This window comes from Phytobacter sp. RSE-02 (genome assembly GCF_040578655.1).
Classification (GTDB): Bacteria; Pseudomonadota; Gammaproteobacteria; order Enterobacterales; family Enterobacteriaceae; genus Phytobacter; species Phytobacter diazotrophicus.
The window spans coordinates 1-19,099 of the sequence record NZ_JBEULY010000004.1; the positions used below are offsets into that span (position 1 = coordinate 1).

The window sequence follows — 19,099 nt, forward strand, 5'->3', positions numbered from 1 at the left end:
TCATCCGCTCCGGCAGACCGTAACGTTCAAACACCCTCATCAGCTGTTGCCGGACGGTTGTGAGCTGTTCATCAGGGCAGTGCGCGAGGCAGAGTGAGAACCGGGAATGGTCATCCAGCAGGGTGAGCGGGTGGCAACGTCCACCGGCAAAAGGAAAATGGCCTTTAAAATCCATCTGCCAGAGCTGGTTGGGGGCGCTGTGTTCGAAGCGCCCGGTGGCGGGAATACCGGGGGGGCCTCCCGGCAGCAGGCCGTGGCGGGCCATCAGGTTATGCACGGTGCTGAACGCGGGCAGCACGTGTCCGCGGTCCTCAAGCCAGCGCTTAATCTTGCGGGCGCCCCAGCGGTCATGGGCGCAGTGGGCCATGCGCAACAGGTCCGTAATGCTGTCATCGGTTCGCCGGGGCGAATGGAGAGGCGCCCGTGAACGGTCGGCAAGACCGGCTGCACCGTCCTCAGTCCACCGGCGAAGCCACTTGTAGCCGGTGGAAGGCGAAATGTTGAAATGACGGCAGAATGCCCGGAGGTTCGCCCCGTCCTGCGAGGCGAACAGTACAAACTCAGAACGTAATGACATGGTATCTCTCGCATCCCAGGGCATAAGTGACTCCATAAACGGGTTCTTATGCCTCAGTTGTAAGTGTCTACCATGTCCCCGAACAAGCGTTCACTATGTCTCCGGACCGTACAATGATGGCGGTGAGGGGGGGATTGACTCGCTTCGCTCGCCCTGCGGGCAGCTTCCTCGCAGGCTCGTCATCTGTCCACCCGGCTGGCGCCGGTTGTCGCCCCCCGGTCGGGAGTTCTCATCCCCCCTGGTATGGGAGACTATAAAAGAAAAAAGCCCGTACTTTCGTACAGGCTCTTATCTGAAATGATGGCGGTGAGGGGGGGATTCGAACCCCCGATACGTTGCCGTATACACACTTTCCAGGCGTGCTCCTTCAGCCACTCGGACACCTCACCACATTGTCTTCCCGATGTTGTCGGGACGGGCGCTAATGTAGGGAAAACCGGGACTTCCGTCAATCTTCTTTTTCAATAAATTAGTGCGTTTAGACAAACTTCAATCAAGTTGCTTCTTAAATGTTCTGAAACTGGCTTTTTTCCCCGCGAAACACTTTTATGATGACTTTCAGTGATATTTGCTAAGGTGATGTGTGAACATAAGCATCTAATAAAACGGCAAGTAAACCCGACATTTACCGGGAAACAACACCATCAATCTGGAGCAGAAATGGAGATTATCTTTTATCATCCGACCTTCGATCCCACCGCCTGGCTGCCAGCATTGCGCAAGGCATTACCCGGCGCGAACGTACGTGAATGGCGCAAGGGTGATGATGGCCCTGCCGATTATGCTTTGGTCTGGCATCCGCCTGTTGAGATGCTGCGTGGCCGTGAGCTGAAAGGCGTGTTTGCGCTGGGGGCCGGCGTCGACTCTATTCTGAGTACGCTCAAGGCACATCCGGAAATGCTGGCACAACACATCCCGCTATTTCGCCTGGAAGATACTGGCATGGGGTTGCAGATGCAGGAATATGCGGTGAGCCAGGTACTGCACTGGTTCCGTCGCTTTGATGATTACCAGGCATTAAAACAGCAGGCCAGGTGGCTGGAGCTGGAAGAATATCGGCGCGAAGATTTTACCATTGGCATCCTTGGCGCCGGAATACTGGGGGCGAAAGTGGCCGCCAGCCTGAGCGCCTGGGGTTTTCCACTGCGCTGCTGGAGTCGGTCACGTAAAGATCTGCCGGGCGTGGTCAGTTTTGCAGGGGCGGAAGAGTTTGGCGCGTTTCTGCACGGAACACGCGTATTGATCAATTTACTGCCTAACACCCCAGAAACGGTGGGACTCATTAACCTGAGCGTGATAAACCAACTGGCGGACAATAGCTATATTATGAACCTGGCGCGCGGTGTTCACGTTGATGAAGACGATCTTCTGCAGGCGCTTAATAGCGGCAAAGTGAAAGGGGCAATGCTGGATGTCTTTAGTCGCGAGCCGCTGCCAGCCGACCATGCGCTCTGGACGCATCCCCGTGTTGCCATGACGCCGCATATTGCGGCCACCACCCGTGCAGATGAGGCCATTGCTTTTATTGCCACTGCGATCGACAAACTTGAACGTGGCGAAAGTGTGAAAGGTCGTGTCGATCGCATTCGCGGTTATTAATGACACTTGCGTGTCAGACCGGGTTTTTCATTAAAAATGGCGGCGATAACTGCTATCCTTGCAGAAACAACTACAGGAGAGTTTCATGTATCCCGTTGACCTGCATATGCATACCGTCGCCAGCACCCACGCCTATAGCACCCTGCAAGACTACATTACCGAAGCAAAGCAAAAAGGGATTAAGCTTTTCGCTATTACCGATCATGGCCCTGACATGGAAGATGCGCCGCACTACTGGCACTTCATCAACATGCGTATCTGGCCACGCGTTGTGGATGGCGTAGGCATTCTGCGCGGCATTGAAGCCAACATCAAAAATATTGAAGGGGAAATCGATTGTAGCGGTCCTATGCTGACTTCGCTGGATCTGATCATTGCGGGTTTTCACGAACCGGTGTTTGCCCCACAGGATAAAGACACCAATACTCAGGCAATGATTGCGACAATGGCGAATGGCTATGCGCATATCATCAGTCATCCGGGTAATCCAAAATATCCGGTCGACATCCCGGCGATTGCCGCTGCTGCTGCGAAGTACAACGTGGCGTTGGAAATCAACAACTCCTCTTTCCTTCATTCGCGGAAAGGCAGCGAAGCGAATTGCCGAGCGATTGCTGCCGCCGTGCGTGATGCGGGCGGGTGGGTTGCGCTGGGGTCCGACTCGCATACAGCATTTACGCTGGGTGAATTTGCGCAGTGCCGTGAAATCCTTGATGAGGTCGACTTCCCGGAAGACCGTATTCTGAATGTTACACCGCGCCGGATGCTGAGCTTCCTTGAAGCGCGCGGAATGACGCCCATTACTGAATTTGCCGACTTTTAATTAGCCACTGGAATCATTGCATGAACGAATTTTCCATCCTTTGCCGCGTACTGGGTTCACTGTTTTATCGTCAGCCACAGGATCCCTTACTCGTGCCGCTCTATACCCTCATCCGTGAAGGGAAGCTGGCGAAAAGCTGGCCGCTGGAGCAGGATGAAATGCTGGAGCGTCTGCAAAAAAATTGTGATGCGCAGGCGTTGGCCGCTGATTTCAACGCGCTGTTCGTCGGCAACGAATGCCGCGTTTCCCCGTATCGTAGCGCGTGGGTGGATGGGGCTACGGAAGCCGAAGTGCGAGCATTTCTCTCGTCTCGCGGTATGCCGCTGACAGACGCACCTGCGGACCATTTTGGTACGTTGCTGCTGGCCGCCTCGTGGCTTGAAGATCAGTCAGCAGAAGATGAAAGTGAAGCGCTGGAAACGCTGTTTGCAGAATATCTGCTGCCGTGGTGTGGCACCTTCCTCGGTAAGGTGGAAGCGCATGCGACTACCCCATTCTGGCGTACTATGGCGCCGCTGACGCGTGATGCCCTCTCTGCCATGTGGGATGAGTTGCAGGAATCCCCAGAGGAATAAATGTGACTTTAATCACATTTAAACTGCAACAGAGAATGCAATATTGCAATTATTGCGTTTCTTGTCACATAAATAAGGTGCGTATCTGCTAAGATGCGCGCCATGAACATACTCCTCTCTATTGCATTAACAACAGGTATTCTCTCCGGTCTCTGGGGTTGGGTTGCCGTCTCTCTCGGTCTGATCGGCTGGGCCGGATTCCTTGGCTGTACCGCCTACTTTGCCTGTCCGCAAGGTGGTCTTAAAGGCCTGTTAATCTCTGCCTGCACGTTAATGAGTGGGGTAGCCTGGGCGCTGGTGATTATTCACGGTAGCGCGCTGGCTCCGCATCTGGAGATTGTAGGGTATGTCATGACCGGGCTGGTGGCGTTTCTGATGTGTGCCCAGGCGAAAAATCTGCTGCTTTCTTTCGTTCCGGGTACCTTCATTGGCGCATGCGCAACTTTTGCGGGGCAGGGCGACTGGCGCATGATAGTGCCTTCGCTTGTGGTCGGGTTGTTGTTTGGTTATGCCATGAAAAACAGCGGTCTGTGGCTCGCAGCCCGTAACGCTGATGGGATGACAAAAGAACAAAAAAAAGCGTGACGATTTAACCCATCACGCTTTTTCTGCGTTTGCAGTCAGGATTCCGGAGGCATCGCCGCCATCTCGCGATATTTAACCAGCACTTCGTTTTTGTTCTCTGCCTTGTTCTGCAGATCCCAAAGCCCACGGTCGATACCGTCGTTAATCAGCAGAATTACCCCTGTCTCAATCGCTGACATCAGGCAAAGCATGACCGGTTCGTTAGCCGTGTAGCCCACTTCTCCTTCCAGCAGACGCTGATAGTCAATAAAGCGGAATACCCCGGCCTGCACTTCATAGGACAAAATAGTCTTGCTGGTATTCACCGACGAAAGCACTTCCCCGGTACTCACGTTGACCACACGCAGGTTAACGGCAATCTGATCGAGCTGGTATTGCGTATCCGCACCTATACCAAAATAACGCGCGCCAACGCCCCCCGATTTCACGTTACTTTCATAACCGATAATCGATCCCTCAATCATGACATTTGCTGCGGTCAATGACTGGAGCGGGAAGCGGTTATTAATTGCAACCGTGCCATTTTCCTGCGCCGCGCGAATGATTTTGCGCTCATTCAATAAATTCTGCAGTCCCTGGCGTTCCAGTGGAACAAACCAGCGTGAATCTTTTAGCGCCGTCACCAGCATGGAGGTCGCGCTCTGCGGAACGGCGGTCGAGAAGTTACTGGCCGGATAGGGTTTAAACTGCCCGGTTTCATCCTGAATGTTATACACCGACACATATATTTTACCGGAAGGCAGCGGCAAATGTGTCAAATCACTGTAGCTTTGTGCCCGAGGTAATAGCGTAGGTTTGGCGGCTTGTTTTGGCGGCGCAGTTAAGCATCCGCTTAATAAACACACGGCCAGAAGTATTAATAAGCGCTGCATGATTATTGTCCTGTAATGGCGATGCTTTAAAAATCGGTTGAACCGTTTTGTAAACCTGAAACCTGAATAGTCGACGTTTTGCCTGTTTTTCTATCAGTTACATTTAATTGTAACTGTCCATCTTTGTTGGCAATATCAACAATAAAGTCGCTGGTTACCATTCGACCTGGTTTACCGGAATTTATATTTGTTAATAATCCACCCAGTATTTGTGATTGAATAGCCTGAGTGAAATTATCAAGCGCTGATGGGCTATCAACGCCAAGATCTTTATAGCTGGGATCTTTATAAGAATTTTGTGCCTGCGCGCTATTTAATAAAAATGCGCCGTTATTAGGGTTACCACCGAAATTAGGATTACGGAACTGAAAAGTCATTTGTCCCGCCCAACTTAGTGGTGTTATCAACATTAATGAAATGACGGCATATGCGATACGCATGTTACCCTCCGGATATTTATCGTGTTTTAGAATTCATCTGTCGCTAAATCGTGGGTGCTCAGTAATGCCTGATCAATTTGGCGACGGTCGAGTGCTTCGTGTGTCTGTGCAAGTGCAATATCAACGTTTTTTTCAAAATCACGCCGCGTTGGAAACATAAATGTCTGATAAACAACACTTTGATTAATCGTGATGGTTATCCAACTTCCCCAACGAGCACTTGGTCTTTCATTGATAGTTAAATTCCCTGTCCAGGTACTTTCCCATTTATCACTAAAAGCACGATAAAAATCGTGTCCGATCGAAGAAACCGTATGGTCGGTTAATAAACCGGGAATCTCCACTTCGACAGCGTGCAGATTCCCGGCAGCGAGCAATAATGTTGCTGCCGCAAGGTAATGCGATGCGCGTTTCATGGCGTTAACGCCTGAGATTATCGTTGGCCCAGGAGACTGCCTGAGTTCGGTTTTTAACCGCTATCTTTTTGAAAAGATTATAAAGATGCGTTTTTACCGTATTCTCGCTGATAAACAGAGAGCGGGCGATTTCAATGTTGGATGCGCCAATGCGCAGCTTATTCAAAATCTCTTTTTCTCTGTGGGTCAGCAACGCCGACTCCGAGCTGCTGTAACGATAATTTCCAGAGTGGGTAATTAAGTAGCTGGCAAGTTTTTGTGAAAAGTAACACTCGCCGCGCTGGATCCCTTGTAATCCCTCAACCATGCGGGATTCGTCTTCCGAGACGTAAAATACCCCATTGATATGTGGCCAGTTTTCGATTTCACGGAACGGATATTCATCCGGCGTATTCATTAACAATAACTTTAAATTATTGTTTTTTCTGGACAAAACGTCCTGCCAGTATTGAATGATTTTCTTATCCGCTTCCATCATATCGAATAACACCAGACAATCGCCGGGAATATCATCCAGAGAGCGCTGAATATTATGCAATTTTCCTGTCATCGACAGAGAATGCTTCAGATGCTGCAACAAAGCTGTTGCCTGCAAGGAGGGTTTGGTAATTAACAACAATGCATGATTGTACGAACTTTGGACTTCACTAAACATGATGAAACCCCGCGTTAAAGACATCCGCAGCTTCCCCACCCAAAGGTGGGGAACCAGAGGTACTGACAGATGTTGTGTTGCTGTGTGTAGTAATAAATAGTTAATCCCTAACAATTAAGGGAAATTAATAAAACTAAATGAGTGCTGCTAATTCCAATCTAGTCATTGCCATTCTTAAAGCAAGTGTTAAACATGTAACGGAATGTAAAAATAAATATTAAAATATTTCTCATGCGTTTTTTTATTGTTTATTTTTGATAGGTAAGTTGTACACGTAATCATACTTGCACAAATTTAAAAAATCATACAAATTAATATATATCATTGTATTTTAAGTATATTGCTGATACTTAAAAAGTAGCATTGTTCATACCATAACAAAGATTTTGGTATGAGAGATGATGTCCAATTTGTGCAGCGAAGAAAAGGAGGTGTTGTGACGGTCGAGCGAAGAAATGTTATCACCTTCGCAGAACATACTTGCTGATTACTTCGTTACAACCAAATTGTTATAAGCAAATTCACCTTTTTAAAAAGGTTTAAATACTCGCTCTCAATACCCGCGCCCGTAACAATACGATTATTAATACTTTGGTATTAATTAGTGAGTAAAAAATACGAATCACGGGTGAGATATTTTATTTTACGACCTGACCATACTGATTTCCGTAACGCAGCGTTAACAAATTAATTGAGTGTGTTATCGCCAGCGGAACAAATATTTAAACTGTTTTTTATAAACGACCAGGTCCAGGGTGACAACATGAAAAACAAGTTGTTATTTATGATGTTAACAATGCTGGGTGCACCTGGGTTCGCCGCCGCTACAGGTTATGATATGGCAAGTTCGGAATATAACCTGGCGGTGAATGAATTAAGTGCCGCTGCCTACAATAAAGCGGCCATTATTGGTCAATCCGGTGCAAATAATAACGCACAAATTAATCAAACTGGCTCGAAGTTATTGTCAGTTATTTCCCAGAACGGCGGGAGCAATTCGGCAAAAATTGACCAGTCAGGAGCATATAACCTTGCATATATCGATCAGTCAGGCAGTGCTAATGACGCGAATATTACGCAAGGCGCTTACGGCAACACCGCAATGATTATCCAAAAAGGGTCGGGTAACAGGGCGAGTATTACTCAGTACGGTACACAGAAAACAGCAGTCGTTGTCCAGAGACAGTCGCAAATGGACATACGCGTAATACAACGTTGATGTCATTGCGGCTTTAAAATCAATCCGATGGGGGTTTACCATGAAACTTTTCAAAGTGGCAGCAGTAGCAGCGATCGTCGTTTCAGCCAGTGCTTTTGCAGGTAGCGTCCCGCAGTTCTCAGGTCATGGCGGCCATAACTATGGCGGTCCCGATTCAGAACTGAGCATCTACCAGACTGGTAGCAGCAACTCCGCGCTGGCACTGCAATCCGATGCTCGCGACTCTACAACGACAATTCGTCAGAATGGCTCAAGCAACGGTGCTGATGTTGGCCAGGGCTCTGATGACAGCACCATCAGCCTTTCACAAAACGGTTTCCATAACAGCGCAACTATTGACCAGTGGAACAGCAGAGACTCTACAATTTCTGTCAGCCAGTATGGTGGTGGCAACGGCGCGCTGGTAAACCAGACTGCTTCTGGCTCTACCGTAAACGTACATCAGGTTGGTTTCGGCAACAACGCCACTGCCAACCAGTACTAACAGACATACCGTTTGAAGAAACAGGGCTGCGGCCCTGTTTCTTTTTGGGAGGCGTTATGAATACGTTGTTATTACTTGCCGCGCTGTCCAGCCAGATTACCTTCGACACGACCCGCGATGGCGATATGTACACGATTACCCCACAGGTTTTACTCACTGAAAATTGCCTCTGTCAGGTGCAGATTCTGGCAACGCGACAGGGGGAGGGCGGCCAGAGTCGCACCCAGCAGCGTAAGACGGTTCAATTTATCGCGAATCAACCGACATCGTTGATGCGCTTAAGCATGAATATTGAAGCGCAGGATAGTGTCGACATCATAGTTACCGTTACGGATGGCCAGTCAGTGAATTTGTCTCAGCGCTGGACATCACAACAAACGCTGTAACCTATTCATTTAATGAATGTTTCTCAAAAAATAATTTGTTTCATTGCTGTTAAATTTGGTTAATTAATGTATACATAAAGTTGACATCTTGTTTTAAAAAGGTGTCTGCGCGGTGCTCCTCTCACCACCTGCAAAGACCACTCATTATTGAGGTATATATGTCAACTTCCCGTATGCTGCTTATTCCAGCAGCCCTTTTCTGTGCCGCCGTATGCAGCTCTCTTGCAATGGCGGCGACCGGTGGTGTTATCTATTTCGAAGGGGCCGTTGTTGAAACCCCGTGCGAAGTCCGTGTCGACGCCCACCGTGCGACGGTAGCCTGTGACCGCCAGGGACAGGCGAAAACCCAACAATTCTCCCTGAAAAACCTTGCCCAGGAGCAGAGCGGCTTCGACAACCTTGTGACGATGAAAATTAACTACCTCAACCCCGCGCATACGCTGGCTGTAATGGACATCACCTATAACTGATCTTTTTACAGGCTCAATGTGCGAAATAATGCAGACTGGGCCTGATCAATTTTCATACCTGGCTGCGCTACACTTGAGAGAAGAGAAAGCCACGAGGCAGAAACATGCAAGCGACAATGCAGGTTATTCAGGGGGATATCACCACCGTCAGCGTGGACGTTATCGTTAATGCGGCGAATTCATCACTGCTCGGCGGTGGTGGGGTGGATGGTGCCATTCATCGTGCGGCTGGCCCGGCATTGCTGGAGGCCTGTCGGCGCGTACGTCAGGAGCAGGGAGATTGCCCGCCTGGACATGCGGTGATCACCACCGCCGGAAATTTACCCGCAAAAGCCGTAGTGCATACTGTCGGTCCGGTATGGCATGGCGGAGATGACCATGATGTTCACCTGTTGGAAGATGCCTACCGCAACAGCCTGATGCTGACCGAAGCCAATAACTATGAATCCATTGCCTTCCCGGCGATCAGTACTGGCGTCTATGGCTATCCGAAAGCCGCCGCCGCAGAAATCGCCATCAATACCGTCGAGGCCTTTCTGGCTGACCATCCGCAAATACGTCGGGTGGTGTTTGTCTGCTTTGATGAAGAAAACGCCGGGTTGTATCGGCGACTGCTGACACAGCGTGGAACGCAGACGAATGCCGGAGGATAAGGTGCCGGCAGGTTGCTGATATCGCCTTTACGAAAACCATTCTGATCCTGATATGCGGCTCGGACAGCCGCGCTTTATGGAAAACGGGCTGGCCAGCGCATCGTTGCGATACTTTTCCTTTTACAGACCCATTTTCTTGTTAATGAACGCAGGCAACGCCTGCGGCGATGCGTTTCGGATTATCTACCCCACCAGACGCGGCGCTGGCAGATATACTTTGACAGCTATGACAATAAAAATATTCGATGAATCTGATTTCCCCTCGCAAGAGCCTGCGACCCCGCCGCCAGATACGCGGCTGGGACGGGCTGTCACGCCGTTGTGCGCGGGCCACCCTGGCCTGTGCGGTCTGGTGGCGCTTGATGACAGCCTGGATGCTTTTGTGGCGCGTTATCGCCTGGCGGAAATGGCCCAGCGAACCCTGGATGTGCAGTATTACATCTGGGAGGATGACATGTCCGGGCGGCTGCTGTTACTGGCGCTCGTGGAGGCTGCGGATCGCGGTGTTCACGTCCGGTTGTTGCTTGATGACAACAATACGCTTGGCATGGATGATGTTTTACGCCAGCTTGACGCCCATCCGCATATTGAGGTTCGCCTGTTCAATCCCTTCTCATTTCGCACGTTACGAGCGCTGGGATATCTTACCGATTTCGCTCGCCTCAACCGTCGTATGCACAATAAAAGCTTTACTGCGGATGGTGTGGTGACGCTGGTCGGTGGTCGCAACGTAGGAGATGCCTATTTTGGCGCCGGGGAAGAGCCATTATTTACCGACCTTGATGTTATGGCGATAGGCCCGGTGGTGCGTGATGTCAGCGAGGATTTTTCTCGCTACTGGCACTCTGAGTCCGTGTCGCCGCTGCATGCGGTGCTTGATTTGCCACGCGAAGAGATCGCCGGGCGCATCCGTTTGCCGGTGGCCTGGTATCAGGATATCACCGCAGTGCGCTACCGGAACAAGCTGGAATCTACCCCTTTTGCCAGTCAGCTTGAGTCCGGGACGCTCCCCATAGTCTGGGCGAAGACCCGGCTACTGAGCGATGACCCGCGTAAAGGGCAGGGAAAAGCACGTACGCATACCTTGTTACCGGAGCGTCTGAATAATGTGATGGGTACGCCGGAACGGCAGGTGGATATTATCTCGGCCTATTTTGTTCCAGGACGTCGGGGGGTTGCCCAGCTTATTCGTCTGGCGCGCAAAGGTGTAAGTATCGCTATTCTCACAAATTCTCTGGCGGCGAACGATGTCTCAGTGGTTCACGCGGGGTATGCGCGCTGGCGCAAGAAGCTGCTTCGCCACGGAATAGAACTGTATGAACTTAAGCCAACCCGTGATGAGGCACACCCGGTCCATGATCGTGGGCTGACCGGGAATTCCGGCTCCAGTTTGCATGCCAAGACATTCAGTATCGACGGTGAAAAGGTCTTTATCGGATCGTTTAATTTTGACCCCCGCTCGGCCATGCTGAATACCGAGATGGGTTTTGTGATCGACAGTGCCGATCTGGCGCAGCGGATTCACCACCGTTTTTTGCGCAGCCAGCGTGCGGCAGCCTGGCAGTTACGCCTTGATCGCTGGGGACGTATTAACTGGGTGGAGTTGCAAAACGGCAAGGAGACGGTATTGAAAAAAGAACCGCAGACGCGATTCTGGCAACGGATGCTGGTACGGCTGGCGTCACGCCTGCCGGTTGAGTGGCTGCTCTGATTCTCAGGCAGCCACTCTGCGATTAACGCGCTGTCGCATGAGTGTTGCTGGTTTTACCTTCCGGCTTACCCGAGAAGAGGAAACGCAGCACCGGAATACGCAGGTGTGCTTCATAGAGCAGTAGCGCAGAACCAATGACAAACACCAGGCCGGTGGTAAATCCAAGCAAGTTAGAGTGAATGTGTGGGGTTATCCACGCACCGAACAGCAGCGTTAACGGATGATGTACCAGATAGATAAACAGCGATGCGTTAACGAAATAGCTCACGCGGGCAGACTGGAAATTCAGCATGCGATAGCCCAGCGAAAAGACCACATTCACCATCCATAAACCCAGCAGCATGGTAATCACCGATTCGGTTTCATACATCCAGCCATCGCCGCTGCCGTAACGTTGATTCAGCAGATAGGCGGCAAAGCCGATAAGTGAAGCAATAAAACAGGCAGGGGAGGGGTTAATAAAGAGCGATTTGAGGCGCGGATTAATGAAGGTCAGCGCGCCCAGCAGGAAAAATGGGATATAAAACAGCGATTGCATGACGGCGAAATTGAACAGCGCGTCGCGCAATATATCAGGATAAATAATGAATACGAATCGGCGGAATGCCGCGTAAATGATACCGAATGCCAGAAACGCCAGGGAGAGTTTGCCCAGCGTAATGTTGTCGAGCAGACGGGCCGCATTACTTTTAATTCTGCGGAACAGCCACATGCTGACCGTCGTGAGAACGACCAGTACCAGCAAAAACCAGAGATGAGAAATCAATTCCCACACCAGGGTGTTAAATTTGTCGTACAGCGATAACGTATGCCAGTCCTGCGCGCGTCCGTTGACATATTGCAACATAATAAATTGCGGAAGCGTGAGCAGTGGAATGGCGGTCAGCATCGGGATACCAACGCGCTCGACGCGTACCGTCCACCAGCGTTGTAGCGGATAGCGCAGATAAAGCATATAAGAGAAGTAGCCGGAAATGACGAAGAACACCTGCATACGGAAGGCGTGGATCGCGTCATTGAACAAGGTCAGCCACCACGAGGGGTGCGCGCTGTTCACGTGCCACATGTGACTCGAATAAATCAGCGAAATGTGAAAAGGGATCCCAAGCAACATTAACCACGCGCGGATGGAATCAAGGAAATATTCACGTTGTGCGGGTATTCTGCTCATATGACTCCTTTAACTCTCAGACTTTTCGTCTTATCCATAAGACAAATAATGATTACATTCCTAATCAACCCTACACTATGACCGATAGACTGTCTCCAGGATAAGTACGCAAAACGATAAAGGGTTAGTTTCATTTGCTTATTCACTGAGCCAGCGCGCTGAACAAAGCGGGGATTCAGTTGTCGGAATGCCAAAGTTTCCATTAAAATGGATCGGATCGATTTAAGCACACAAAGGGGGAAGTGCTTAGTTATTATGAAACCTAAATTACGAATGATGAAAATGCGTTGGTTGGGTGCTGCGGTTCTGTTGTCACTTTATACGTCATCAGGCTGGGCTTTTTCCATTGATGATGTCGCAAAACAGGCACAATCCTTAGCAGGCAAAGGTTACGAAGCGCCAAAGAGCAATCTGCCGTCCGTATTCCGTGAGATGAAATATGCGGATTATCAGCAGATTCAATTCAACCATGATAAGGCCTACTGGAACGCCATTAATACCCCATTTAAACTTGAATTTTATCACCAGGGCATGTACTTCGACACGCCGGTTGCTATCAATGAAGTGACTGCTACCGCTGTTCGCAAAATTAAATACAGCCCGGATTATTTTAACTTTGGCAACGTGCAGCACGATAAAGACACGGTCAAAGATCTCGGATTTGCCGGTTTCAAAGTCCTCTACCCCATTAATAATAAAGATAAAAACGATGAAATCGTCAGTATGCTGGGTGCCAGCTACTTCCGTGTGATTGGTGCGGGCCAGGTATATGGTCTTTCCGCCCGTGGTCTGGCGATCGATACGGCTTTACCGTCAGGGGAGGAGTTCCCTCACTTTAAAGAGTTCTGGATCGAACGTCCAAAACCGACGGATAAACGCCTGACCATTTTTGCACTGCTGGATTCCCCGCGTGCGACGGGCGCCTATCGTTTTGTGATCATTCCAGGGCGCGATACTGTCGTTGACGTGCAGTCTAAAGTCTATCTGCGTGACAAAGTGGGCAAACTGGGCGTAGCGCCGCTCACCAGTATGTTCCTGTTCGGGCCGTCTCAGCCATCTCCGGCAACCAACTACCGTCCGGAATTGCATGATTCCAACGGTCTGTCGATGCTGGCCGGAAACGGCGAGTGGATTTGGCGTCCGCTGAATAACCCGAAACACCTGGCGGTAAGCAGTTATGCCATGGAAAACCCGCAGGGCTTTGGTCTGCTGCAGCGTGGTCGCCAGTTCTCCCGTTTTGAAGATATTGATGACCGCTACGACCTGCGTCCGAGCGCCTGGATCACTCCGAAAGGCGACTGGGGTAAAGGGAAGGTAGAGTTGGTGGAAATTCCGACCAACGACGAGACCAACGATAATATCGTCACTTACTGGACGCCGGATCAACTGCCGGAACCGGGTAAAGAGATGAATTTCAAATACACCATCACCTTTAGCCGTGATGAAGACAAGCTGCACGCGCCTGATAACGCATGGGTAATGCAGACCCGTCGCTCTACTGGCGATGTCAAACAATCCAACCTGATTCGTCAGCCGGATGGCACACAGGCTTTTGTGGTGGACTTCACCGGTCAGGATATGAAGCAACTGCCGAAAGACACCCCCGTCACCGCGCAGGCCAGTATCGGTGATAATGGCGAAATCGTTGAAAACACCGTTCGCTATAATCCTGTCACGCAAGGCTGGCGTTTAATGCTGCGCGTCAAGGTTAAAGATCCGAAGAAAACCACCGATATGCGTGCTGCGCTGGTCAATGGTGACAAGACCCTGAGTGAAACCTGGAGCTATCAGCTACCTTCCAATGAATAAGACAACTGAGTATATCGACGCGCTGCCGCTTCCGGATGCGGAAAAGGCAGCGCTGCCGACAGAGAGTCTTCGTGCCGTGCATGAAGCCCTGGACGAGGAACGTCATAGCTGGACTCGTGATGATGATTCGCCGCTGGGTTCAGTGAAAGCGCGTCTTGAGCACAGTTGGCCTGATTCCCTCGCGAAAGGTCAACTCGTTAAAGATGATGAAGGGCGTACACAACTGGAGGCGATGCCAAAAGCGAAGCGCTCTTCGATGTTCCCTGATCCCTGGAGAACCAACCCGATTGGGCGTTTCTGGGATCGGCTGCGCGGTCGCGATGTTCAGCCGCGCTATATGTCGCGTTTGACGAAAGAGCAACAGGCCAGCGAGCAAAAATGGCGTACGGTGGGTTCTATTCGCCGTTACATCCTGCTGCTGCTGACCCTGTCACAAACCGTGGTTGCTACCTGGTACATGAAGACCATCCTGCCGTACCAGGGCTGGGCGCTGATTAACCCGTCGGACATGGTGGGTCAGAATCTGTGGGTTTCCTTTATGCAGCTACTGCCATATGTGCTGCAGACCGGGATCCTTATTCTGTTCGCCGTCCTGTTCTGTTGGGTGTCGGCCGGTTTCTGGACCGCGCTTATGGGCTTCTTACAGTTGCTGATAGGAAGGGATAAATACAGTATCTCCGCTTCCACTGTCGGTGATGAGGCGCTCAACCCTGAGCACCGTACTGCGCTGATCATGCCTATCTGTAACGAAGACGTTGATCGCGTTTTTGCGGGCCTGCGTGCGACCTGGGAGTCGGTTAAGGCAACCGGTAACGGTGAGCATTTCGATGTTTACATCCTGAGTGATAGTTACAACCCGGACATCTGCGTTGCCGAGCAGAAAGCCTGGATGGAACTGATCGCCGAGGTGCAGGGCGAAGGGCAAATTTTCTACCGCCGTCGCCGCCGTCGCGTGAAACGTAAAAGCGGTAACATCGATGATTTCTGCCGTCGCTGGGGTAGCCAGTACAGTTACATGGTGGTGCTGGACGCCGACTCCGTGATGACCGGTGATTGTCTGACCGGGCTGGTGCGTTTGATGGAAGCGAACCCGAACGCGGGTATCATTCAGTCGTCGCCGAAAGCCTCCGGTATGGATACGCTCTACGCACGTTGTCAGCAGTTTGCGACACGCGTGTATGGCCCACTGTTCACTGCGGGTCTGCACTTCTGGCAGTTGGGGGAATCGCACTACTGGGGTCACAACGCGATTATCCGCGTGAAGCCGTTTATCGAGCACTGTGCGCTGGCACCGCTGCCGGGTGAAGGCTCCTTTGCCGGTTCGATTCTTTCGCATGACTTCGTGGAAGCCGCGCTGATGCGTCGTGCGGGGTGGGGCGTCTGGATTGCCTATGACCTGCCAGGTTCTTACGAGGAACTGCCGCCGAACTTGCTCGATGAGCTTAAACGTGACCGCCGCTGGTGTCATGGCAACCTGATGAACTTCCGTCTGTTCCTCGTCAAGGGGATGCACCCGGTACACCGTGCGGTGTTCCTGACGGGGGTAATGTCCTATCTGTCCGCGCCGCTGTGGTTTATGTTCCTGGCCTTGTCGACTGCGCTGCAGGTGGTACATGCATTAACGGAGCCACAGTACTTCCTGCAACCGCGTCAGCTCTTCCCGGTGTGGCCGCAGTGGCGCCCGGAACTGGCTATCGCGCTCTTTGCCTCAACGATGGTTCTGCTGTTTTTACCAAAACTGCTGAGTATCATTCTGGTGTGGTGCAAAGGGCCGAAAGAGTACGGTGGATTTGTGCGAGTGACGCTCTCCCTGTTGCTGGAAGTGCTGTTCTCTGTACTGCTGGCGCCGGTGCGTATGTTGTTCCACACAGTGTTCGTGGTCAGCGCATTCCTCGGCTGGGAAGTCGTCTGGAACTCACCGCAGCGTGACGATGATTCGACTCCGTGGGGCGAAGCCTTCATGCGCCATGGTTCTCAGCTATTGTTGGGGCTGGTATGGGCAGTGGGTATGGCATGGCTGGATCTGCGCTTCCTGTTCTGGCTGGCGCCGATCGTCTTCTCGCTGATCCTCTCTCCATTCGTGTCGGTCATTTCCAGTCGTTCAACGACGGGCCTGCGTACTAAGCGCTGGAAACTGTTCCTGATCCCGGAGGAGTACTCTCCGCCGCAGGTGCTGGTAGATACCGACAAGTATCTGGAACTGAACCGCGGCCGTTCGCTGGAAGATGGCTTTATGCACGCGGTGTTCAACCCGTCGTTTAACGCGCTGGCAACGGCAATGGCAACGGCACGTCACCGTAGCGGGCATATTCTGGAGATCGCCCGTGAGCGTCACGTTGAGCAGGCGCTGAACGAGACCCCGGACAAGCTTACCCGTGACCGTCGTCTGGTGCTGTTGAGTGACCCGGTTACTATGGCGCGCATGCACTATCGCGTATGGGCATCGCCTGAGAGATATCTCTCCTGGGTTAACTTTTATCAGGATGTGAAGCTTAATCCGCTTGCCCTGAAAACAAAGTAAGCCGACATTAAGGAAAATACCGGCCTCAGGGCCGGTATTTTTTTACGTAAATAATGTATGTGAGGTAGTCAGTGAGAATAGTCATTGTGGCGCTTATGGCATGTCTGCTGAGTGGATGTGGTAGCATCATCAGCCGGACGTTCCCAGGCCAGGGGCATGGCAATCAGTACTACCCTGGTGTCAAATGGGATGTCCGCGACTCCGCATGGCGCTATGTCACCGTACTCGACCTGCCATTCTCGCTGGTGTTCGATACGCTCTTACTGCCCATTGACGCCCATCATGGCCCGTACGAATAATTAACGCTCGTCCCACTCATCCGCAGCAGCCTGGCCTTCTTCGGTATCAAGTGGAGGCTCAAGCTGGAATTCCCCTTCATCCCACTCGTGCAGCGTGTTCTCTTCCAGCCACTCCTGACGTAGCTCTATCTCATCAAAATCGCCGTCAAACACACTCTGTGCGGCTTCGCCCGATAACATTGGCAGACACTCGCCTTCCTCTTCGTCTGTGGCGAAGAATTCTGCCTGCCACATAATGTCTCCATCCTGGAGAACATATTTCTGGACGTTGAATTGCTGCACATTCGCATCTTCTTCCTCAACGCCTGGATTATTGGCGAGGAACTCTTCGCGAGCAGCGTCAATTGCTTCTTCGAGCGTAGCGTACATAGTCATAAGTTTCTCCCTGTGGTTTGAAGAGGTATTCAGGGAAAGAATAGTTGAATATGAGGTTTTGCAAGTACCCGAACAAAAAAATCAGTCATCTGTGTTAATCATCGATGATCCGGTCAGCGACCCTCTGGCGCGCAGGGCGTTGTAAACTGACCCAGGAGTAAAAGGCGTTAAACAGGACAATGCCCGCCGTGACGCAGAATACCGCACGAAAACTGTAGTTTGCCGAGACCGCCGCGCCGAGCAGCGGACCGGTCACGTTACCGATATCGCGAAATGACTGGTTGTAGCTGAATACGCGGCCTGCGATTTGTTGGGTCGTGTTATAGACCAGCAGCGTTTGTACCGCTGGCAGTAGCGCGCCATCGGCAGCACCGAGTAAAAAGCGCAGTAGCCCAAGCTGCCACGGCGTTTGTACGAAGGCCATCGGTACCAGCAGCAAGACGGAAATCAGCAGTGCGGCAACCAAAATCTTTTCCGGACCGATACGATCGCCCAGGCGGCCAAGTCGCGGTGCACTCATCAGCGCCGCCACGCCGGGAACCGACGCTATCATGCCGCTGATAAACGCGATATTACCGACATTACCCGCCAGTTCACGAACATAGAGCGTCAGAATAGGCGCGATAGATCCGGTTGCGACCTGGATTATCATGGTTGTGACAAACAGGCTTAGCACCAGTCGCGGACTTTTCAGTGAAGCTAAAACCTCTTTTGCGTGGAGCATCTCTTTTTTCGCCACCGGGGTGAAATTTTCCCGAATGCAAAAGAGCGTCAACAAGAAGCAGACAAACAGAACCGAGGCGGTGATAAAAAAGACCATCCGCAGCCCATATACATCGGCCAGCAGACCGCCTGCCAGCGGTCCAAGCAGTGCTCCGGCTACGCCGCCCGTCGATAATGTTCCCATCGCCCAACCACTGCGGTTTCGTGGCATCTGGGTCGCGATCAGCGCGTTGGCATTAGGTATAAAGCCGCCGAGTAAGCCGAGCAGCGCACGCAACACAAGAAATTGCCAGATATTTTGCGCAAAGCCCATCAGGGCCATGACAATCGCCATCCCGAGTGCAGAACGCAGGAGCATAATTTTACGCCCTTTACGGTCAGCGAGGCCGCCCCAGAAGGGTGAAGCCATGGCGGAAAAAAGAAAGGTAATACTAAAGACCAGACCAGACCACATGTTGAGCGCGCTATGCCCGGTAACGCCAAGTAGCTCAACGTAGAGAGGCAAAAAAGGCATAACCAGACTAAATGCCGCGCCAGTTAAAAAACAGCCGACCCAGGCCACGGTCAGATTACGTTTCCAGTTTATGGGAGCAGGAGATGACATTACCGTTCACGTTACGCGTGTCACACGCGAAGAATTAGTGATTGAAAATAATAAGCCTGCTAATTATGCGCCTGGGTGATGACACCTGCAACGGAAAGCATGTGTAGAAATGCAACAAACATAGCCCGGCGT

The 19,099-nt window shown here is 51.4% G+C and carries 21 protein-coding genes and 1 tRNA gene; 13 read left to right on the forward strand and 9 right to left on the reverse strand.

From position 1 onward, the window contains the following. Together ABU190_RS10090 and ABU190_RS10095 are read right to left on the reverse strand one after the other, a co-directional pair. Positions 1-613: helix-turn-helix domain-containing protein (locus ABU190_RS10090; RefSeq protein ID WP_354691212.1), on the reverse strand; the 613-nt coding region annotated here is incomplete at its 3' end. A gap of 265 nt (positions 614-878) precedes the next feature. After that, positions 879-966 (reverse strand) — tRNA-Ser (locus tag ABU190_RS10095). A gap of 271 nt (positions 967-1,237) precedes the next feature. Here ABU190_RS10095 and ghrA point away from each other — a divergent pair. The 4 genes from ghrA to ABU190_RS10115 all read left to right on the forward strand — a co-directional run bounded on the left by ghrA (position 1,238) and on the right by ABU190_RS10115 (position 4,159). Next, positions 1,238-2,176, forward strand: coding sequence for a glyoxylate/hydroxypyruvate reductase GhrA (gene ghrA, locus ABU190_RS10100; protein ID WP_354691213.1), 939 nt, complete (start codon positions 1,238-1,240; stop codon positions 2,174-2,176). Positions 2,177-2,261: 85 nt separating this feature from the next. Then, the gene (locus ABU190_RS10105; protein WP_296428705.1) at positions 2,262-2,999 is read left to right on the forward strand and encodes a phosphatase; all 738 of its coding nucleotides are present in this window, start codon (positions 2,262-2,264) and stop codon (positions 2,997-2,999) included. A 20-nt stretch (positions 3,000-3,019) separates the two neighbouring features. Then, on the forward strand, positions 3,020-3,574 hold the full coding sequence (locus ABU190_RS10110; protein WP_354691214.1) for a molecular chaperone: 555 nt from the start codon (positions 3,020-3,022) through the stop codon (positions 3,572-3,574). A 102-nt stretch (positions 3,575-3,676) separates the two neighbouring features. Then, a complete protein-coding gene (locus ABU190_RS10115; RefSeq protein WP_296428701.1) occupies positions 3,677-4,159 on the forward strand; it encodes a DUF1097 domain-containing protein in 483 nt (160 codons plus the stop codon). 35 nt (positions 4,160-4,194) lie between these two features. Here ABU190_RS10115 and csgG read toward each other — a convergent pair whose 3' ends face one another. Genes csgG through csgD form a run of 4 tightly spaced genes read right to left on the reverse strand, consistent with a single transcriptional unit; the run spans position 4,195 to position 6,542 of the window. Next, positions 4,195-5,031, reverse strand: a complete 837-nt coding sequence (csgG, locus tag ABU190_RS10120) for a curli production assembly/transport protein CsgG (RefSeq protein ID WP_193793778.1) — start codon at positions 5,029-5,031, stop codon at positions 4,195-4,197. 26 nt (positions 5,032-5,057) lie between these two features. After that, positions 5,058-5,471, reverse strand: coding sequence for a curli production assembly/transport protein CsgF (csgF, locus tag ABU190_RS10125; protein ID WP_193793777.1), 414 nt, complete (start codon positions 5,469-5,471; stop codon positions 5,058-5,060). A gap of 26 nt (positions 5,472-5,497) precedes the next feature. Beyond that, positions 5,498-5,887 (reverse strand): curli production assembly/transport protein CsgE, encoded by a 390-nt coding sequence (gene csgE / locus ABU190_RS10130; RefSeq protein ID WP_296428697.1) that lies wholly within the window; start codon positions 5,885-5,887, stop codon positions 5,498-5,500. A 4-nt stretch (positions 5,888-5,891) separates the two neighbouring features. Next, complete coding sequence (gene csgD, locus ABU190_RS10135) at positions 5,892-6,542, reverse strand: biofilm master transcriptional regulator CsgD (protein ID WP_354691215.1); 651 nt, start codon at positions 6,540-6,542, stop codon at positions 5,892-5,894. A 763-nt stretch (positions 6,543-7,305) separates the two neighbouring features. On the opposite strand from csgD, the gene csgB reads away from it, so the two are divergent. From csgB to ABU190_RS10165, 6 genes are all read left to right on the forward strand, one after another. Continuing rightward, entirely contained in the window at positions 7,306-7,761 is a 456-nt protein-coding gene (csgB, locus tag ABU190_RS10140) for a curli minor subunit CsgB (RefSeq protein WP_041851774.1), read from the forward strand. 40 nt (positions 7,762-7,801) lie between these two features. Continuing rightward, on the forward strand, positions 7,802-8,245 hold the full coding sequence (csgA, locus tag ABU190_RS10145; protein ID WP_041851773.1) for a curli major subunit CsgA: 444 nt from the start codon (positions 7,802-7,804) through the stop codon (positions 8,243-8,245). 56 nt (positions 8,246-8,301) lie between these two features. Beyond that, positions 8,302-8,631 (forward strand): curli assembly chaperone CsgC, encoded by a 330-nt coding sequence (csgC, locus tag ABU190_RS10150; RefSeq protein WP_354691216.1) that lies wholly within the window; start codon positions 8,302-8,304, stop codon positions 8,629-8,631. 158 nt (positions 8,632-8,789) lie between these two features. After that, positions 8,790-9,101: a hypothetical protein gene (locus ABU190_RS10155; RefSeq protein ID WP_354691217.1), complete on the forward strand. Its 312-nt coding sequence runs from the start codon at positions 8,790-8,792 to the stop codon at positions 9,099-9,101. 104 nt (positions 9,102-9,205) lie between these two features. Continuing rightward, positions 9,206-9,754, forward strand: a complete 549-nt coding sequence (ymdB, locus tag ABU190_RS10160; protein WP_354691218.1) for an O-acetyl-ADP-ribose deacetylase — start codon at positions 9,206-9,208, stop codon at positions 9,752-9,754. 226 nt (positions 9,755-9,980) lie between these two features. After that, on the forward strand, positions 9,981-11,465 hold the full coding sequence (locus ABU190_RS10165) for a phospholipase D family protein (protein WP_354691219.1): 1,485 nt from the start codon (positions 9,981-9,983) through the stop codon (positions 11,463-11,465). A gap of 22 nt (positions 11,466-11,487) precedes the next feature. Here the strand turns inward: ABU190_RS10165 and mdoC are convergent, their stop codons facing one another. Beyond that, complete coding sequence (gene mdoC, locus ABU190_RS10170; protein WP_354691220.1) at positions 11,488-12,636, reverse strand: glucans biosynthesis protein MdoC; 1,149 nt, start codon at positions 12,634-12,636, stop codon at positions 11,488-11,490. A gap of 273 nt (positions 12,637-12,909) precedes the next feature. Between mdoC and mdoG the strand changes: the two genes are divergently transcribed. From mdoG to ABU190_RS10185, 3 genes are all read left to right on the forward strand, one after another. Continuing rightward, positions 12,910-14,445, forward strand: a complete 1,536-nt coding sequence (gene mdoG, locus ABU190_RS10175; RefSeq protein ID WP_103245499.1) for a glucans biosynthesis protein MdoG — start codon at positions 12,910-12,912, stop codon at positions 14,443-14,445. Beyond that, on the forward strand, positions 14,438-16,966 hold the full coding sequence (gene mdoH / locus ABU190_RS10180; RefSeq protein ID WP_296428648.1) for a glucans biosynthesis glucosyltransferase MdoH: 2,529 nt from the start codon (positions 14,438-14,440) through the stop codon (positions 16,964-16,966). The genes mdoG and mdoH overlap by 8 nt, the downstream gene beginning before the upstream one ends. Positions 16,967-17,037: 71 nt before the next feature. Next, positions 17,038-17,265 carry a YceK/YidQ family lipoprotein gene (locus ABU190_RS10185; protein ID WP_354691221.1) on the forward strand — a complete coding sequence of 76 codons (228 nt, stop codon included), beginning with the start codon at positions 17,038-17,040 and terminating at the stop codon, positions 17,263-17,265. Here the strand turns inward: ABU190_RS10185 and ABU190_RS10190 are convergent, their stop codons facing one another. Both ABU190_RS10190 and mdtG read right to left on the reverse strand, forming a co-directional pair. After that, entirely contained in the window at positions 17,266-17,640 is a 375-nt protein-coding gene (locus tag ABU190_RS10190; protein ID WP_041851766.1) for a MysB family protein, read from the reverse strand. 94 nt (positions 17,641-17,734) lie between these two features. After that, positions 17,735-18,967 (reverse strand): multidrug efflux MFS transporter MdtG, encoded by a 1,233-nt coding sequence (mdtG, locus tag ABU190_RS10195; RefSeq protein ID WP_354691222.1) that lies wholly within the window; start codon positions 18,965-18,967, stop codon positions 17,735-17,737. Between the last annotated feature and the right edge of the window lie 132 nt (positions 18,968-19,099).

Excerpts from the sequence above, each read along its gene's own strand:
- ABU190_RS10165 (WP_354691219.1), top strand. The coding sequence starts at position 9,981 with ATGACAATAAAAATATTCGATGAATCTGATTTCCCCTCGCAAGAGCCT.
- csgD (WP_354691215.1), bottom strand. The coding sequence starts at position 6,542 with ATGTTTAGTGAAGTCCAAAGTTCGTACAATCATGCATTGTTGTTAATT.
- mdoH (WP_296428648.1), top strand. The coding sequence starts at position 14,438 with ATGAATAAGACAACTGAGTATATCGACGCGCTGCCGCTTCCGGATGCG.
- ABU190_RS10155 (WP_354691217.1), top strand. The coding sequence starts at position 8,790 with ATGTCAACTTCCCGTATGCTGCTTATTCCAGCAGCCCTTTTCTGTGCC.
- csgB (WP_041851774.1), top strand. The coding sequence starts at position 7,306 with ATGAAAAACAAGTTGTTATTTATGATGTTAACAATGCTGGGTGCACCT.
- mdoG (WP_103245499.1), top strand. The coding sequence starts at position 12,910 with ATGATGAAAATGCGTTGGTTGGGTGCTGCGGTTCTGTTGTCACTTTAT.
- mdoC (WP_354691220.1), bottom strand. The coding sequence starts at position 12,636 with ATGAGCAGAATACCCGCACAACGTGAATATTTCCTTGATTCCATCCGC.
- mdtG (WP_354691222.1), bottom strand. The coding sequence starts at position 18,967 with ATGTCATCTCCTGCTCCCATAAACTGGAAACGTAATCTGACCGTGGCC.
- csgE (WP_296428697.1), bottom strand. The coding sequence starts at position 5,887 with ATGAAACGCGCATCGCATTACCTTGCGGCAGCAACATTATTGCTCGCT.
- csgG (WP_193793778.1), bottom strand. The coding sequence starts at position 5,031 with ATGCAGCGCTTATTAATACTTCTGGCCGTGTGTTTATTAAGCGGATGC.
- ABU190_RS10110 (WP_354691214.1), top strand. The coding sequence starts at position 3,020 with ATGAACGAATTTTCCATCCTTTGCCGCGTACTGGGTTCACTGTTTTAT.
- csgA (WP_041851773.1), top strand. The coding sequence starts at position 7,802 with ATGAAACTTTTCAAAGTGGCAGCAGTAGCAGCGATCGTCGTTTCAGCC.
- csgF (WP_193793777.1), bottom strand. The coding sequence starts at position 5,471 with ATGCGTATCGCATATGCCGTCATTTCATTAATGTTGATAACACCACTA.
- ghrA (WP_354691213.1), top strand. The coding sequence starts at position 1,238 with ATGGAGATTATCTTTTATCATCCGACCTTCGATCCCACCGCCTGGCTG.
- ABU190_RS10115 (WP_296428701.1), top strand. The coding sequence starts at position 3,677 with ATGAACATACTCCTCTCTATTGCATTAACAACAGGTATTCTCTCCGGT.
- ABU190_RS10105 (WP_296428705.1), top strand. The coding sequence starts at position 2,262 with ATGTATCCCGTTGACCTGCATATGCATACCGTCGCCAGCACCCACGCC.
- ymdB (WP_354691218.1), top strand. The coding sequence starts at position 9,206 with ATGCAAGCGACAATGCAGGTTATTCAGGGGGATATCACCACCGTCAGC.
- ABU190_RS10190 (WP_041851766.1), bottom strand. The coding sequence starts at position 17,640 with ATGACTATGTACGCTACGCTCGAAGAAGCAATTGACGCTGCTCGCGAA.
- csgC (WP_354691216.1), top strand. The coding sequence starts at position 8,302 with ATGAATACGTTGTTATTACTTGCCGCGCTGTCCAGCCAGATTACCTTC.